The sequence below is a fragment of the Kitasatospora sp. NPDC032757 genome, from assembly GCF_055579305.1.
Genome location: NZ_JBVINN010000001.1, coordinates 487,102 through 502,927, shown reverse-complemented (window position 1 = coordinate 502,927; position 15,826 = coordinate 487,102). Strand labels below are relative to the sequence as shown.

Annotated in this window: 16 protein-coding genes; 12 read left to right on the top strand and 4 right to left on the bottom strand. The window is 72.5% G+C overall.

Going from position 1 to position 15,826, the window contains the following annotated elements; all coding sequences use genetic code 11:
* Positions 1-21: 21 nt before the first annotated feature.
* On the bottom strand, positions 22-900 hold the full coding sequence (locus tag ACZ5WK_RS02235; protein WP_465544056.1) for an EamA family transporter: 879 nt from the start codon (positions 898-900) through the stop codon (positions 22-24).
* A gap of 139 nt (positions 901-1,039) precedes the next feature.
* On the opposite strand from ACZ5WK_RS02235, the gene ACZ5WK_RS02230 reads away from it, so the two are divergent.
* Positions 1,040-1,612 (top strand): helix-turn-helix domain-containing protein, encoded by a 573-nt coding sequence (locus tag ACZ5WK_RS02230; protein ID WP_396321652.1) that lies wholly within the window; start codon positions 1,040-1,042, stop codon positions 1,610-1,612.
* A gap of 121 nt (positions 1,613-1,733) precedes the next feature.
* Here the strand turns inward: ACZ5WK_RS02230 and ACZ5WK_RS02225 are convergent, their stop codons facing one another.
* A complete protein-coding gene (locus tag ACZ5WK_RS02225; protein ID WP_465544054.1) occupies positions 1,734-2,000 on the bottom strand; it encodes a type B 50S ribosomal protein L31 in 267 nt (88 codons plus the stop codon).
* A gap of 38 nt (positions 2,001-2,038) precedes the next feature.
* Entirely contained in the window at positions 2,039-2,203 is a 165-nt protein-coding gene (gene rpmG, locus ACZ5WK_RS02220) for a 50S ribosomal protein L33 (RefSeq protein ID WP_405365933.1), read from the bottom strand.
* 208 nt (positions 2,204-2,411) lie between these two features.
* Here rpmG and ACZ5WK_RS02215 point away from each other — a divergent pair, with 208 nt between their 5' ends.
* The 5 genes from ACZ5WK_RS02215 to ACZ5WK_RS02195 all read left to right on the top strand — a co-directional run bounded on the left by ACZ5WK_RS02215 (position 2,412) and on the right by ACZ5WK_RS02195 (position 6,736).
* Positions 2,412-3,518, top strand: a complete 1,107-nt coding sequence (locus ACZ5WK_RS02215) for a M24 family metallopeptidase (protein WP_405365934.1) — start codon at positions 2,412-2,414, stop codon at positions 3,516-3,518.
* Positions 3,519-3,603: 85 nt separating this feature from the next.
* Positions 3,604-4,167, top strand: a complete 564-nt coding sequence (efp, locus tag ACZ5WK_RS02210) for an elongation factor P (RefSeq protein WP_148647556.1) — start codon at positions 3,604-3,606, stop codon at positions 4,165-4,167.
* Between the two features lie 4 nt (positions 4,168-4,171).
* Entirely contained in the window at positions 4,172-4,609 is a 438-nt protein-coding gene (gene nusB, locus ACZ5WK_RS02205; RefSeq protein WP_148647555.1) for a transcription antitermination factor NusB, read from the top strand.
* A gap of 159 nt (positions 4,610-4,768) precedes the next feature.
* Entirely contained in the window at positions 4,769-5,611 is an 843-nt protein-coding gene (locus tag ACZ5WK_RS02200; protein ID WP_465544050.1) for a thioesterase family protein, read from the top strand.
* 222 nt (positions 5,612-5,833) lie between these two features.
* Entirely contained in the window at positions 5,834-6,736 is a 903-nt protein-coding gene (locus tag ACZ5WK_RS02195; protein ID WP_465544048.1) for a hypothetical protein, read from the top strand.
* Between the two features lie 211 nt (positions 6,737-6,947).
* Here the strand turns inward: ACZ5WK_RS02195 and bldD are convergent, their stop codons facing one another.
* Positions 6,948-7,451, bottom strand: coding sequence for a transcriptional regulator BldD (gene bldD / locus ACZ5WK_RS02190; protein WP_031072501.1), 504 nt, complete (start codon positions 7,449-7,451; stop codon positions 6,948-6,950).
* 329 nt (positions 7,452-7,780) lie between these two features.
* Between bldD and pyrR the strand changes: the two genes are divergently transcribed.
* From pyrR to carB, 6 genes are read left to right on the top strand one after another with little or no spacing between them, the layout of a single operon-like run.
* Entirely contained in the window at positions 7,781-8,404 is a 624-nt protein-coding gene (pyrR, locus tag ACZ5WK_RS02185; protein ID WP_396321646.1) for a bifunctional pyr operon transcriptional regulator/uracil phosphoribosyltransferase PyrR, read from the top strand.
* A 5-nt stretch (positions 8,405-8,409) separates the two neighbouring features.
* Entirely contained in the window at positions 8,410-9,402 is a 993-nt protein-coding gene (locus ACZ5WK_RS02180) for an aspartate carbamoyltransferase catalytic subunit (RefSeq protein WP_465544045.1), read from the top strand.
* Positions 9,399-10,703, top strand: a complete 1,305-nt coding sequence (locus ACZ5WK_RS02175; RefSeq protein ID WP_465544043.1) for a dihydroorotase — start codon at positions 9,399-9,401, stop codon at positions 10,701-10,703. Before ACZ5WK_RS02180 ends, ACZ5WK_RS02175 begins: the two co-directional genes overlap by 4 nt.
* Positions 10,700-11,293, top strand: coding sequence for a PH-like domain-containing protein (locus ACZ5WK_RS02170; protein ID WP_396321643.1), 594 nt, complete (start codon positions 10,700-10,702; stop codon positions 11,291-11,293). The genes ACZ5WK_RS02175 and ACZ5WK_RS02170 overlap by 4 nt, the downstream gene beginning before the upstream one ends.
* Positions 11,290-12,480, top strand: a complete 1,191-nt coding sequence (gene carA / locus ACZ5WK_RS02165; protein WP_465544041.1) for a glutamine-hydrolyzing carbamoyl-phosphate synthase small subunit — start codon at positions 11,290-11,292, stop codon at positions 12,478-12,480. Before ACZ5WK_RS02170 ends, carA begins: the two co-directional genes overlap by 4 nt.
* A complete protein-coding gene (gene carB, locus ACZ5WK_RS02160) occupies positions 12,473-15,784 on the top strand; it encodes a carbamoyl-phosphate synthase large subunit (protein ID WP_465544039.1) in 3,312 nt (1,103 codons plus the stop codon). The genes carA and carB overlap by 8 nt, the downstream gene beginning before the upstream one ends.
* The last annotated feature ends 42 nt before the right edge of the window (positions 15,785-15,826 follow it).

Here is a 15,826-nt window from a genome sequence, read left to right as displayed (position 1 = left end):
CCGTGAACCAGCCGGCGTCCGTCAGGCCGCCGCGAGCATCAGTGTCCCGGCCACGGCGAGCCCGGCGCCGACCACCTGGACGGGGCGCAGCCGCTCCTTCAGCACCCCGCGGGCCATCAGCGCGGTGACCACCGGGTAGAGCGAGGCCAGCACGGCGGCCACCGCGGCCGAGCCGCTGTGCGAGGCCATCGCGTACGTGCCGTTGGCGGCGACGTCGGCCACGCCGACCGCGGTGAGCGCGGGGAGCCTGTCCCGCAGGCCGGGCAGGAGCCGGTCACCGCGCCCGCCTTCGCTGCGGCCCCCGCCCTTGCTGCCGCGCAGGCTGAGCAGCAGCGCACCGCCGCCGACGGCGACGTTGCAGAGCCGCTGGACGCAGAGCACCAGCAGCAGCCCGCCGCCGGCGGAGGCGTGCGCGATCAGGGCCATCACCGCGCCGAAGCCGAAGGCGGCGGCGAGGGTGAGCGCCAGCACTCGCCGGGCGGCGGCCGCCCCGCCCCGCTCCGGGCCGCCGGCCAGCACGACGCCGACCACGGCGACCGCGATCCCGGCGGCCTGGCCGAGCCCGGGGCGCTCGCCCAACGCCAGACCGACGCCGACCGGTACCGCGACGCCTATGGTGGCCAGCGGCGAGACCACGCCCATCGGGCCGAGCGCGAGCGCCCGGTAGAAGGCGAGCATGGCGAACGGGCCGATCACCCCGGCGGCGACGGCGTACCAGAGGGCGGGGGAGGCGTCCGTCCAGCCGCCGGTGGCCAGGACGGCGGCGAGCAGCAGCACGGTGGCGGTCAGCTGGGAGGCGACCACCACGGCCAGTGCCGGCAGCCGGCGGGTCAGCGCGCCGCCGCCGAAGTCGGCCAGGCCCCAGAGCAGGCTGGCGGAGAGGGCGAGCAGGGCGCTCACGGGGCGACCCGGAGGGCTCGCAGAACGTAGGACAGCACAATGTACCCCGCAGTACAGTCGAATGGACTCGTTGCCGAGTGGGCAGCGTAGTCCACTCAACTGAACTATTCGAATCAATATATTGAACTGGACTGACCGCGTGCCGGACCCCGACCTCGTCTCCCAGGCCCTCGCCCGGAACCTCAAGCGTGTACGCGCAGAGCGCGGCCACACCCTCGACGCGCTCGCCGCCCGCTCCGGCGTCAGCCGGGGCATGATCGTCCAGATCGAGCAGGACCGCACCAACCCGAGCGTGGCCACCGTGGTCCGGCTCGCCGACGCGCTCGGCGTCTCGATCGCCCGGCTGCTCGACTACGACGAGGGCGCGGGCGTCCGGATCGTCCCGGGAGACCAGGCCGTCCCGCTCTGGACCGGGCCGTCCGGCGGCACCGGCACACTGCTCAACGGTGTCGAGGCGCCCGGACCGCTGGAACTGTGGGCCTGGCGGCTGGAGCCGGGCGAGGGCTACGGCTCGGAGCCGCACCCGGCGGGCACGGTGGAGATCATCCGGGTCGAGGAGGGCGAGCTGACCCTCGTCCACGGCGAGCGCGAGCACCTGGTGCCGGCCGGCAGCACCGCTTCCTTCGACGCCTCCTACGCCCACGCCTACCGCAACGCGGGGACCGCCGCCGTGCGGCTGACCATGGTGGTCTCCGTACCGCCGCCGCGCTGAGCCGCCCGCGGACGTGAGGCGCGGACGTGAAGCTGGACGTGAAGCGTGGACGTGAAGCGGCGCCCGACCGGCCCTCGGGGGGGTCGGCCGGGCGCCGCTTCGGCGTTTCGCGCGGACGGGCTCAGTTGTGCCGGTCGCCGTACCGCCGGCGGAACCGCTCGACGCGGCCGGCGGTGTCCATCACGCGGGACTGGCCGGTGTGGAACGGGTGGCTCGCCGAGGAGATCTCGACGTCGACCACCGGGTAGGCCTTGCCGTCCTCCCACTCGACCGTCCGGTCGCCGGTCGGGGTCGAGCGGGTCAGGGTCGAGCGGGTCAGGAACGCCAGGCCGCCGACCTTGTCGCGGAAGACGACCGGGCGGTAGGCGGGGTGGATGCCGGGCTTCATGGCGGGGCTCCTCTCGGGAGTGCGGGCGGGGTCCGGAGTCAGCGCTCTTCGCGGAAGTCGACGTGCTGCCGGGCGGCCGGGTCGTACTTGCGCAGCACCATGCGGTCCGGATCGTTGCGGCGGTTCTTGCGGCTCACGTACGTGTAGCCCGTCCCCGCCGTGGACCTGAGCTTGATGATCGGGCGGAGTTCGCTGCGGGCCATGGCTGTCCTCCTGGTGGGTTCTCGGGGCGGTTCGGCGTCGGCCCGAACCGCACTCCGCAATGGGAGTCATTTTCATGTGGTCCAACACGGCCTCCCCCCTGCCCATTCCCGGCCCCCGCCGCGGCCCGTTGCCGACCCCCGGGGCGACACGTGCTCGGGTGGGGGTGCTCGGCGGGCGGATCGGGGTGGGGCTCCGTAGGCTCGACGCATGTCTGATGCGTACGCGGGCCGGCGGGAGCGGCTGAGGGAGCACTGCAGTGCGACCGGGGCCGATGCGGCGCTGATCACCCGGGCGGCGAACGTGCGGTACCTGACCGGGTGCCCGCCGTGCGGGGCGACGCTGCTGCTGACCCGGGAGCGGGTGCTGCTGGCGCTGCCGGACGACCTGCCGCCGGACGACACCGGGGAGCACCTGATCGCGGAGGACGTGACCCAGGTGCCCGTGGCGGCGGGGGCGGACACCGCGCTGGCGGCCGCCGCGGCTGCGGCGCGGCTGCGGGTGTCCGACCTCGCGGTGGAGGAGCACGATCTGACCGTGAGCCGGCACCGGGCGGTGGCGGGCCTGGCCGAGGGGGTCCGGCTGGCGGATCTCGCGCAGGCGGTCGAGCGGCTGCGGGTGGTCAAGGACGAGCACGAGATCGCCGACCTGCGGATCGCGGCCGAGATCGCCGACCAGGCGCTCGGCGAGCTGCTGGAGTCGATCCTGGTCGGCCGGACCGAGCGGCACCTGGCGATGGAGCTGGAGCGCCGGATGATCGACCACGGCGCGGACCGGGCGGCCTTCCCGGTCTCGGTCGGCACCGGCAGCCACTCGGGCCAGCAGGCGCACCAGCCGACCGACCGGCGGGTGGAGGAGGGCGACTTCCTCACCGTGGTGCTCGGCGCGCAGTACCGGGGGTACGGGGTCTCCACGGCGCGGACTTTCGTGATCGGTGCCGCCCCCGCGCCCTGGCAGGTCGAGCTGCACCGGCTGGTCTTCCGGGCGCAACGGGCCGGGCGGGAGGCGCTCGGGCCCGGGGTCGAGCAGTACGTACCCGACCAGGCGGCGCGGGAGATCCTCCAGGCGGCCGGGCACACCGAGAGCTCGCCGCACCCGGTCGGCCACGGTATCGGGCTGGAGATCCGGGAGGCGCCGCGCCTCGGTCCGTCGGACATGGGTAAACTGGACAGCCGCGTACCGGTCACCGTCGGCCCGGGGGTCCACCTCCCTGGCAAGGGCGGGGTCCGGATCGAGGACACGCTCGTCGTGCGCCCCCTCGAAGAGGGCGGACCCGAGCTGCTCACCATCACCACCAAGGAGCTCCTCGCCCTGTAGACCCGCGGCTGCCCGGGAGGCTGCCGCAGGCGGCAGGACGCACCCCTTGGTTCCTTGACAGCTATATCCAGGAGTAAGTGCGCCCGTGGCTTCCACGAACGATCTCAAGAACGGCATGGTCCTCAAGCTGGAGGGCGGCAAGCTCTGGTCCGTCGTCGAGTTCCAGCACGTCAAGCCCGGCAAGGGCCCGGCCTTCGTGCGGACCAAGCTCAAGGAGGTCCTGACGGGCAAGGTCGTCGACAAGACCTTCAACGCCGGCACCAAGGTCGAGACCGCCAACGTCGACAAGCGCGGCATGCAGTTCTCGTACAAGGACGGCGAGAACTTCGTGTTCATGGACACGGACACCTACGACCAGACCACGGTCGAGCCGGCCGTCGTCGGCGACGCCGCCAAGTACCTGCTGGAGGGCTTCGAGGCCCTGGTCGCCATGTACGAGGGCGCCCCGCTGTACATCGAGCTCCCGGCCTCGGTCGAGCTGACCATCTCCCACACCGAGCCGGGTGTGCAGGGCGACCGCTCCACCGGTGGCTCCAAGCCGGCCACCCTGGAGACCGGCGCCGAGATCGCCGTCCCGCTGTTCATCGTGACCGGCGAGAAGATCAAGGTCGACACCCGCGACGGCAGCTACCTCGGCCGGGTGAAGTAAGTCCGTGTCGGCCGCACGCAGCAAGGCCCGTACCAGGGCCTTCCAGATCCTCTTCGAGGCCGACCACCGCAACGTCGACCCGCTGACCGTCCTCGCGGACTGGGTGGCCCGTGCCCGGGAGCCCAAGCCGGACGAGGGCACCCCGCAGGTCGGCGAGTACACGATGGAGCTGGTCGAGGGTTATGTCCAGCACGCCCGCCGGATCGACGACCTGATCTCGGAGTACGCGGTGGGCTGGACGCTCGACCGGATGCCGATCGTGGACCGCAACGTCCTGCGGCTCGGTGCGTACGAGCTGATCTGGGAGGACGGCGTCCCGGACGCGGTCGTCCTGGACGAGGCCGTCGAGATCGCCAAGGAGTTCTCCACGGATGACTCCCCGGCCTTCGTCAACGGCCTGCTCGCCCGATTCCTGGAGCTGAAGCCGAGCATCCGCCGGTAGCAGCACCCGACGTTCGGCCGCCGGATCCCCTCCGAAGGGATCCGGCGGCCGTCGTGCGTTGCGCCCGGGTGGCCTGACGTGGAACCCTACTCGCCAGTAACCTGGTGCGCCGGCGGCCCCGCTGGCCGGCGACCCCGCAGCGAAGGGCAGGCCACCCCCATGACCACGGCGATCCGCAGCGAGTTCGACCAGGGCATCGCCCTGACCCGCCACCCGGACGAACCCGGCCGCTACGACGGCGAACTGGGCTCCGGCTGGCAGATCGGCGGCGGCGTCAACGGCGGGCTGCTGCTCGCCATGGCCGGCCACGCGCTCTCCCTGGAGCACGGCGCGCAGGAGCCGGGCGGCCATGCCGACCCGGTCTCGATCAGCGGCTACTACCTCTCCGCCTCCACCCCCGGCCCAGCCACCGTCCGCACCGAGGTGCTCCGTGCCGGCCGCTCGCTCTCCACCGGCACCGCCTCGCTGAGCCAGGACGGTGTCGAGCGGCTCCGCGTCGTCGCCAGTCACGGCGACCTCGCCGCCGCCGACGGCGAGGTGCGCACCACCGCGCAGCCGCCGCAGCTGCCGCCGCCGGACCAGTGCATCGGCGTCGAGCACGCCCCCAAGGAGCTGATCGCGCAGGCCGCCCTGCTGGAGCGGTTCGACCTGCGGCTCGACCCGGCCACCATCGGCTGGGCGCTCGGGCAGCCCTCCGGCAACGGGCGGATCCAGGGCTGGTTCCGGCTCGCCGACGGCCGCGAGCCCGACCCGCTGCTGCTCCTGCTGGTCGCCGACGCGCTGCCGCCGGTCACCTTCGACCTCGGCCTGCCCGGCTGGGCGCCCACCATCGAGCTGACCGTCCACCTGCGGGCCCGGCCGGTGCCCGGCTGGCTGCGCGTCACCCACGCCACCCGCAACGTGGCCGGCGGCTACTTCGAGGAGGACGCCGAGGTCTGGGACGAGGCGGGCCGGCTGGTCGCGCAGTCCCGCCAGCTGGCCCGGGTGCCGCGCCCGGCATGACGCGTGACGGCCGCGCCCGGCGTGACGCATGACGGCCGCGCCGGGCGCGACGCATGACGGGCGCGGCGGTGTGGCCGGGGCGGGCCGAAACACCGGCCTCACGTTCGGTTACATTACTGTGACACGCCGTACGTGTGCGACACGCGGGGTTGGGGAGGACAACGGTCAGCGGTACTACCCGCCGCTGACCTTGATCCGCCCGTCCGCCCCCAGGAGCCCACGATGAGTCGCAACGGCCGCGCCCGCCGCACCCCCGACTGCACCGCCGCCGGCCCGCGCCCCCGCGCGCGGTCGCGGCACGAGCGGGCCGAGCGGCGCCCGGCCGGCGGCGACCAGGCCTTCGTCATCGGTGTCCTGACCAGCGCCGCCGACTTCGAGCGGGCCCGCGCCTGGCGCCTCTCCGACGCGCCCGACTACGCGTCCTACCTGCGGGACACCGCCGAGCTGCTGACGGAGGCCCGGCGCGGCTTCGACACCGTCCGGGCCCGGATGTTCCACCCCCAGGACTTCGAGGAGTTCTGTCTGCTGAACGGCCTCGACCCGGCCGAGCCGGGCGCCCGCGACCGCTACCTCGTCAACCCGCCGCTGCAGACCCAGCTGCTCGCCTACCAGGGCGAGGAGCTGGCGGGCGACTTCGTGCCCCGGCTGGTCCGGGCCCGGGAGAACGGGCTGACCCTGCGCCACGCCGACCTGCTGCTGGACGGCGGGCTGTACGAGGAGCGTGGCCGCGCGGTGCGGGAGGCGTACCAGCGCGGTGCCGAGGTGTTCCGCCGGATGCTGGTGGGCGCCGGTGCCGGGGTGTACGAGCTGCGGCTCGCGGTGGACGCGCCCGGCGGGCGGCTGACGGCGGCCGCCCGGGTGCTGCAGTGGGAGGACGGCGTCGTGCGGATCAACGACGAGGACCTGGAGCTGGTCTGCGCGGTGCTCTGCGCCGGGCTGGCGCGGGAGCTGCCGGGCCTGGCGGTGCTGCACGGCGCGCAGGGCTCGGCGGCCTCCTGCGGGGAGTACCGGCAGACGGCGTGGGCCTGGGCCAGCGGCGGGCAGGACTGGGCCCCGGCCGAGGGCGCGGTGCGGCTGGACGGGGTGGCGGCGGAGCCGGGCTACTCGCTCGGCACGGTCTGCTGAGCCGTCGGCGGGGCCAGGTGGGGTCTCCGGCGGGCCCGTGGCCGTACGGCGGTGCAGGGGTTCGGGGCCGTGGCCGTACGGCGGTGCGGGCCCCTGGCGCGCGGACGCGCGACGGCGCGGGCCCCGGTCCGGGGCGCCGCGCCGTGACGTTTCTGCTGAGCTCCGCCCGTTTCTGCAGGTGAGGGCGGGGCGGAGCCGGTGCGGCGAGCGGTCAGCTCGCCTCCTCCTCGCGCACCGCACGGCGCGCGTCGGGGTTGAGCACACCCCAGGAGATCAGCTGCTCGGTGAGGATCGACGGCGACTGGTCGTAGATCACGGCCAGCGTGCGCAGGTCGTCCTGGCGGATCGAGAGCACCTTGCCGTTGTAGTCGCCGCGCTGGCTCTGGATGGTGGCCGCGTAGCGCTGCAGCGGGCCGGCCTTCTCGGACGGGACCTGGGTCAGTCTCTCGAGGTCCAGCACCAGGCGCGGCGGCGGCTCGGCCGCACCACCCGGCGTACCGCCGGGCAGCAGCTCCTGCACCGGCACGCCGTAGAACTCGGCCAGCTCGGCCAGCCGCTGCACGGTGACCGCACGGTCGCCGCGCTCGTACGAGCCGACGACGACTGCCTTCCAGCGCCCCTGGGACTTCTCCTCGACACCGTGCAGGGAGAGCCCCTGCTGAGTGCGGATCGCTCGGAGCTTGCCTCCGAGTTGCTTCGCGTAGTCGCTGGACATTGGTCTCCCCGGACGAGATTGCTTCGCGTTCAGTGGTGGGTCACGGGCGATCGCCGACGTCGTTACCGGTGGGTTCGACGCCCGTCTCGTAACTCACTGTGAGGTTACGTAGAGTGAGGTAGTTGCGTCAAGCCGAATGGGGCAGTCGTGCGAATGGCCCGCATCGGCGGAACGTCCGGGGCGTTAACCCGATGAAGCGGAATGGTGTCGGTCCGTTTGCCGGTGGCCGCGCTGGTACGATGGCCGGAGCCCGCGCCACGTCGGCGGGGGCCATCCCAGACATCCTTTAAGGCCCGTCCCGTGAGGCGGGGAAGGAGGTCCGCTTCGGCATGACCGCAGACCACGAAACCACGCCGCGGCCGCCGCACCAGGTGCTGGACGGCACGGACATCGCCCGGGTGATCACCCGGATAGCGCACGAGATCGTCGAGCGCGCCAAGGGCGCGGAGGACGTCGTGCTGCTCGGCATCCACACCAGGGGCGTCCACCTGGCCCGCCGCCTGCACGCCAGGCTGGCCCAGATCACCGGCCGCGACATCCCGCTCGGCACCCTGGACATCACCATGTACCGGGACGACCTGCGGCTCAAGCCCGCCCGCGCGCTGGAGCACACCGAGATCCCGGGTGACGGCATCGACGGCCGGCTGGTGATCCTCGTCGACGACGTGCTCTTCTCCGGCCGCACCATCCGCGCCGCGCTCGACGCGCTCAGCGACATCGGCCGCCCGCGCGCCGTCCAGCTCGCCGTCCTGGTCGACCGCGGCCACCGCGAGCTGCCGATCCGGGCCGACTACGTGGGCAAGAACCTCCCCACCTCGCTGCGCGAGGCCGTGCAGGTCCGACTCGCCGACACCGACGGCGTGGACGCCGTGCTGGTCGGCGACCGCGACTACGCGGCCCGCTCCTCGCAGGCCCTGGCCTCCCGGCCGTCCGAACCGCACCTCCCGGAGTAACCCGCGTGAAGCGCCACCTCGTCTCCGCCGCCGACCTCACCCGCGACGACGCGCTGCTGATCCTGGACACCGCCGAGGAGCTGGCCCAGCTCTCCGGACGGGCCGTCAAGAAGCTGCCCACGCTCCGTGGCCGAACCGTCGTCAACCTCTTCTTCGAGGACTCGACCCGCACCAAGACCTCCTTCGAGGTCGCCGAGAAGCGGCTCTCCGCCGACGTCATCAACTTCTCCGCCAAGGGCTCCTCGGTCTCCAAGGGCGAGAGCCTCAAGGACACCGCGCTCACCCTCCAGGCCATGGGCGCCGACGCGGTCGTCATCCGGCACCACGCCTCGGGTGCGCCGGCCCGGCTCGCCCAGTCCGACTGGCTGCGCGGCAGCGTCATCAACGCCGGTGACGGCACCCACGAGCACCCCACCCAGGCCCTGCTCGACGCCTTCACCATGCGCCGCCACCTCAACCCCGGGGCCGGCCACGATCTCGCGGGCCGCCGGGTGACCATCGTCGGCGACATCCTGCACAGCCGGGTCGCCCGCTCCAACGTGCACCTGCTCACCACCCTCGGCGCCCACGTCACCTTCGTCGCCCCGCCGACGCTGCTGCCGATCGGCATCGAGAACTGGCCCTGCGAGATCAGCTACGACCTGGAGAGTGTGCTCCCCAAGACGGACGCGCTGATGATGCTCAGGGTCCAGCGCGAGCGGATGAACGCCGCCTTCTTCCCGACCGAGCGCGAGTACAGCCGCCGCTACGGCCTGGACGGCAGCCGGATGGCCCAGCTGCCCGAGCACGCCATCGTGATGCACCCCGGCCCGATGGTCCGCGGCATGGAGATCACCGCCGACGTCGCCGACTCGCCGCGCTGCACCGTGGTCGAGCAGGTCGCCAACGGCGTCTCCGTCCGGATGGCCGTCCTCTACCTGCTGCTCGGAGGCGCCGTCTTCGCCGACGGCCCCGCCGACGCAGCCCCCCGCACCGACTCCGTGGAGACCGCTCAGTGACCACCTACCTGATCCGCAACGCCCAGCTCCTCGGCGGCGCCCCGCAGGACCTCCACCTCGCCGACGGCGTCATCAAGGAGATCGGCACCGGCCTCACCGTCGAGGCCGACATCGACATCGACGCCAGCGGCCTGATCGTCCTGCCCGGCCTGGTCGACCTGCACACCCACCTGCGCGAGCCCGGCCGCGAGGACGCCGAGACGGTGCTCACCGGCACCCAGGCCGCCGCCAAGGGCGGCTTCACCGCCGTCCACGCGATGGCCAACACCTTCCCGGTGGCCGACACCGCCGGCGTGGTCGAGCAGGTCTGGCGGCTCGGCCAGGAGTCCGGCTACTGCGACGTGCAGCCGGTCGGCGCCGTCACCGTCGGCCTTGAGGGCAAGAAGCTCGCCGAGCTCGGCGCGATGCACGAGTCCGCGGCCGGCGTCCGGGTCTTCTCCGACGACGGCAAGTGCGTGGACGACGCGGTCATCATGCGCCGCGCGCTGGAGTACGTGAAGGCCTTCGACGGGGTCGTCGCCCAGCACGCCCAGGAGCCGCGGCTCACCGAGGGTGCCCAGATGAACGAGGGCCAGGTCTCCGGCGAGCTCGGGCTCGGCGGCTGGCCGGCCGTCGCCGAGGAGGCGATCATCGCCCGCGACGTGCTGCTCGCCGCGCACGTCGGCTCCCGCCTGCACGTCTGCCACGTCTCCACGGCCGGCTCGGTCGAGATCATCCGCTGGGCCAAGGCCAAGGGCTGGGACGTCACCGCCGAGGTCACCCCGCACCACCTGCTGCTGACCGACGAGCTGGTCCGCTCCTACGACCCGGTCTACAAGGTGAACCCGCCGCTGCGCACCGCCGCCGACGTGCAGGCGCTGCGCAAGGCGCTCGCCGACGGCACCATCGACGCCGTCGCCACCGACCACGCGCCGCACCCGGCCGAGGACAAGGACTGCGAGTGGGCCGTCGCCGCGATGGGCATGGTCGGCCTGGAGACCGCGCTCTCGGTGGTCCAGCAGACGATGGTCGACACCGGCCTGCTGAACTGGGAGGGCGTCGCCGACCGGATGTCGCACCGCCCGGCCCGGATCGGCCGTCTCAGCGGCCACGGACGGCCCGTCTCGGTCGGTGAGCCGGCCAACCTGGTGCTGTTCGATCCCGCGTACCGTGGTGCCGTGAACCCCGACAGCTTCGCCACGCGCTCCCGCAACACCCCCTACCGGGGCCTCGACCTGCCCGGACGGGTGCACGCCACCTTCCTGCGCGGCAACGCCACCGTGCTGGCCGGCGAGCTGGTCGAGCAGGGCGGGCTCGCGTGAGCTCGGTCGCCCTGCTCGCCCAGGAGCAGGCCAGGGTCACCAACTGGCCCGGGTACATCGGCTGGGCCGTCGGCCTGCTGGTCGTCATCGGCCTGGTCTACTGGCTGATGCGCCAGGGCTGGAACTGGCGCCGCACCCTCCAGTCCGGCATCCCGGCGCTTCCCGCCGTGCCGGAGCGTGCCGGGCGGACCATCCTGGAGACCAGCGGCCGGTACCACGGCACCACCACCGCCGGGAACTGGCTGGACCGGGTCGTCGCGCACGGCCTGGGCACCCGCAGCCGCGCCGATCTGACCCTCGGCGACAACGGCCTGCTGGTGCGGCGCCCCGGTGACGTCGACCTCTGGATCCCGGCCGAGCACCTGACCGGTGCCCGGACGGACTCCGGGATCGCCGGAAAGGTCGTCCCGTCCGGACTGCTCGTCGTCACCTGGACGCTCCCCCAGCCTTCGGCCGGGGGGACCCCCACGGGCATCGCCCTGGACTCCGGCTTCCGGGCCGACCACCCCGACGAGCACACCGCCTGGGTCGAGGCGATCGCTCAACTCGCAACACGTACGAAGACGAAGACGGAAGAGGCCGCTCCATGACCGCACCTGCCCCCACCACGCAGCGCCAACGGCGGGAGCGTGTCCCTGCCGTGCTCGTCCTGGAGGACGGCCGGACCTTCCGCGGCCAGGCCTACGGCGCCACCGGCGAGACCTTCGGCGAGGCGGTCTTCAACACCGGCATGTCCGGCTACCAGGAGACCCTGACCGACCCGTCGTACCACCGCCAGATCGTTGTGATGACCGCCCCGCAGATCGGCAACACCGGCTGGAACGACGAGGACGACGAGTCCCGGCGGATCTGGGTCGCCGGCTACGTCGTGCGTGACCCCGCCCGCGTGGCGTCCAACTGGCGCTCGCGCCGGTCGCTGGACGAGGAGCTGGCCAACCAGGGCGTCGTCGGCATCAGCGGCATCGACACCCGGGCGCTCACCCGCCACCTGCGCGAGCGCGGCGCCATGCGCTGCGGCATCTTCTCCGGCAAGGGGCTGGCGGACGACGCCGCGCTGCTGGCCAAGGTGCAGCAGTCGCCCGAGATGAAGGGCGCCGACCTCTGCGCCGAGGTCGCCACCACCGAGCCGTACGTGGTGCCCGCGATCGGCGAGAAGAAGTTCACCGTCGCCGCGCTGGACCTCGGCATCAAGGCGATGACCCCGCAGCGGATGGCCGAGCGCGGCATCGAGGTGCACGTGCTGCCGGCCAACGCCACGCTGGAGGACGTCTACGCCGTCGAGCCGGACGGCGTCTTCTTCTCCAACGGCCCGGGCGACCCGGCCACCGCCGACCACCAGGTCGCCGTGGCGCAGGGCGTGCTGGAGCGCAGGACCCCGTTCTTCGGGATCTGCTTCGGCAACCAGATCCTCGGCCGCGCGCTGGGCTTCGGCACCTACAAGCTCAAGTACGGTCACCGCGGCATCAACCAGCCGGTCCAGGACCGCACCACCGGCAAGGTCGAGGTCACCGCGCACAACCACGGCTTCGCCGTGAACGCACCGCTGGACAAGGTGAGCGACACGCCCTACGGCCGCGTCGAGGTCTCCCACGTCTGCCTGAACGACGACGTGGTCGAGGGCCTCCAGGCGCTGGACGTGCCCGCCTTCAGCGTGCAGTACCACCCCGAAGCGGCAGCCGGCCCGCACGACGCGGCCTACCTCTTCGACCGGTTCGTCGCGCTCATGCGAGGCGACGACAAGCACAGTGTTGAGCTCATGGAGGGCCAGCGTGCCTAAGCGCACTGACATCAAGTCCGTCCTGGTGATCGGGTCCGGCCCGATCGTGATCGGCCAGGCCGCCGAGTTCGACTACTCGGGCACGCAGGCCTGCCGGGTGCTCAAGGCCGAGGGCCTGCGGGTCATCCTGGTCAACTCCAACCCGGCCACGATCATGACCGACCCGGAGATCGCCGACGCCACCTACGTCGAGCCGATCACCCCGGAGTTCGTCGAGAAGATCATCGCCAAGGAGCGCCCCGACGCCCTCCTGCCGACCCTCGGCGGCCAGACCGCGCTCAACACCGCGATCTCGCTGGACGCCAACGGCGTGCTCGCCAAGTACAACGTCGAGCTGATCGGCGCCAAGGTCGAGTCGATCCACAAGGGCGAGGACCGCGAGCTCTTCAAGGGCGTGGTCGAGGCGGTCAACGCCAAGATCGGCCACGGCGAGTCCGCCCGCTCGGTCATCTGCCACACCATGGACGACGTGCTGGCCGGCGTCGACACCCTCGGCGGCTACCCGGTCGTGGTCCGCCCCTCCTTCACCATGGGCGGCGCCGGCTCCGGCTTCGCCCACAACGAGGAGGACCTGCGCCGCATCGCCGGCCAGGGCCTGACCCTCTCGCCGACCACCGAGGTGCTCCTGGAGGAGTCCATCCTCGGCTGGAAGGAGTACGAGCTGGAGCTGATGCGCGACAAGAACGACAACTGCGTCGTGGTCTGCTCCATCGAGAACTTCGACCCGATGGGCGTCCACACCGGTGACTCCATCACCGTCGCCCCGGCGATGACCCTCACCGACCGCGAGTACCAGATCCTGCGCGACATCGGCATCGCCGTCATCCGCGAGGTCGGCGTCGACACCGGCGGCTGCAACATCCAGTTCGCGGTCAACCCCGAGGACGGCCGGGTCATCGTCATCGAGATGAACCCGCGTGTCTCGCGCTCCTCGGCGCTGGCCTCCAAGGCGACCGGCTTCCCGATCGCCAAGATCGCCGCCAAGCTGGCCGTCGGCTACACGCTGGACGAGATCCCCAACGACATCACCGAGCAGACCCCGGCCTCCTTCGAGCCGACCCTCGACTACGTCGTGGTGAAGGTCCCGCGCTTCGCGTTCGAGAAGTTCCCGAGCGCGGACGCCACGCTGACCACCACCATGAAGTCGGTCGGCGAGGCCATGGCCATGGGCCGCAACTTCCCCGAGGCGCTCAACAAGGCGCTGCGGTCGCTGGAGAAGAAGGGCTCGCAGTTCTCCTGGGCCGGCGAGATCGGCGACAAGGACGAGCTGCTGACCAAGGCGGTCGTGCCCACCGACGGCCGGATCAACACCGTGATGGACGCCATCCGGGCCGGCGCCACCCAGGAGGAGGTGTTCGAGGCCACCAAGATCGACCCGTGGTTCGTCGACCAGCTCTTCCTGCTGGACGAGATCGCCGCCGAGCTGGCCGAGGCCGAGCGCCTCACCCCCGAGCTGCTGCGCCACGCCAAGCGGCACGGCTTCTCCGACCAGCAGATCGGCGAGATCCGCGGCCTGCGCCCCGACATCGTCCGCGAGGTCCGGCACGCGCTCGGCATCCGCCCGGTGTTCAAGACCGTCGACACCTGCGCCGCCGAGTTCGCCGCCAAGACCCCGTACTTCTACTCGTCCTACGACGAGGAGAACGAGGTCGCCCCGCGCACCAAGCCCGCCGTGATCATCCTCGGCTCCGGCCCGAACCGCATCGGCCAGGGCATCGAGTTCGACTACTCCTGCGTGCACGCCTCCTTCGCGTTGGCCGACGCCGGGTACGAGACCGTGATGGTCAACTGCAACCCGGAGACCGTCTCCACCGACTACGACACCTCCGACCGGCTCTACTTCGAGCCGCTCACCCTGGAGGACGTCCTGGAGATCGTCCACGCCGAGCAGCAGGCCGGCCCGCTGGCGGGCGTCATCGTCCAGCTCGGCGGCCAGACCCCGCTCGGCCTGGCCCAGGCGCTCAAGGACAACGGCGTGCCGATCGTCGGCACCCAGCCCGAGGCGATCGACCTCGCCGAGGAGCGCGGCGCCTTCGGCCGCGTGCTGCGCGACGCGGGCCTGCCCGCGCCCAAGCACGGCACCGCCTTCTCCTTCGAGGAGGCCAAGGCGATCGCCGACGAGATCGGCTACCCCGTCCTGGCCCGCCCGTCCTACGTGCTCGGCGGCCGCGGCATGGAGATCGTCTACGACGAGGCCTCCCTCGCCTCCTACCTGGAGCGGCACGCGGGCCTCATCTCCGAGCACCCGGTGCTGATCGACCGCTTCCTCGACGACGCGGTCGAGATCGACGTCGACGCGCTCTACGACGGCACCGAGCTCTACCTCGGCGGCGTCATGGAGCACATCGAGGAGGCCGGCATCCACTCCGGCGACTCCGCCTGCGCGCTGCCCCCGATCACCCTCGGCGGCTACGACATCAAGCGGCTTCGCGCCTCCACCGAGGCGATCGCCCGCGGCGTCGGCGTCCGCGGCCTGATCAACATCCAGTTCGCGCTCTCCGGCGACATCCTCTACGTGCTGGAGGCCAACCCGCGCGCCTCCCGCACGGTGCCGTTCACCTCCAAGGCGACGGCGGTGCCGCTGGCCAAGGCCGCCGCCCGGATCTCGCTCGGCGCCACCATCGCCGAGCTGCGCGCCGAGGGCCTGCTCCCGGCCGACGGCGACGGAGGCACGCTGCCCGCCGACTGCCCGATCTCCGTCAAGGAGGCCGTGATGCCGTGGAGCCGCTTCCGCGACGTGCACGGCCGCGGCGTGGACACCGTCCTCGGCCCGGAGATGCGCTCCACCGGCGAGGTCATGGGCATCGACAAGGTCTTCGGCACCGCGTACGCCAAGGCCCAGTCCGGTGCGTACGGCGCGCTGCCGACCCGGGGCAAGGTCTTCGTGTCGGTCGCCAACCGGGACAAGCGCAACCTGGTCTTCCCGGCCCGCGCGCTGGTCGGCCTCGGCTTCGAGGTGCTCGCCACCGCCGGCACCGCCGAGGTGCTCCAGCGCGGCGGCATCCCGTCCACGCTGGTGCGCAAGCACAGCGAGGGCGAGGGCCCGAACGGTGAGAAGACCATCGTCCAGCTGATCCACGACGGTGAGGTCGACCTCATCATCAACACGCCGTACGGCACCGGCGGCCGCCTCGACGGCTACGAGATCCGCACCGCCGCCGTCGCCCGCGCCGTGCCCTGCCTGACCACCGTCCAGGCCATGGGCGCCGCCGTCCAGGGCATCGACGCGCTGCTGCGCGACGAGGTCGGGGTGATGTCGCTCCAGGAGCACGCCGAGCTGATCAACGCCGGCCGCAGCAAGTAGCACCACCGCAGTGGGGGGCACCGAACCGCCGGGTGCCCCCCA

Coding starts and splice junctions, on each gene's coding strand:
- carA (WP_465544041.1), top strand. CDS start 11,290: ATGACCGCACCTGCCCCCACCACGCAGCGCCAACGGCGGGAGCGTGTC.
- pyrR (WP_396321646.1), top strand. CDS start 7,781: ATGACCGCAGACCACGAAACCACGCCGCGGCCGCCGCACCAGGTGCTG.
- ACZ5WK_RS02225 (WP_465544054.1), bottom strand. CDS start 2,000: ATGAAGCCCGGCATCCACCCCGCCTACCGCCCGGTCGTCTTCCGCGAC.
- ACZ5WK_RS02200 (WP_465544050.1), top strand. CDS start 4,769: ATGACCACGGCGATCCGCAGCGAGTTCGACCAGGGCATCGCCCTGACC.
- bldD (WP_031072501.1), bottom strand. CDS start 7,451: ATGTCCAGCGACTACGCGAAGCAACTCGGAGGCAAGCTCCGAGCGATC.
- rpmG (WP_405365933.1), bottom strand. CDS start 2,203: ATGGCCCGCAGCGAACTCCGCCCGATCATCAAGCTCAGGTCCACGGCG.
- ACZ5WK_RS02215 (WP_405365934.1), top strand. CDS start 2,412: ATGTCTGATGCGTACGCGGGCCGGCGGGAGCGGCTGAGGGAGCACTGC.
- ACZ5WK_RS02195 (WP_465544048.1), top strand. CDS start 5,834: ATGAGTCGCAACGGCCGCGCCCGCCGCACCCCCGACTGCACCGCCGCC.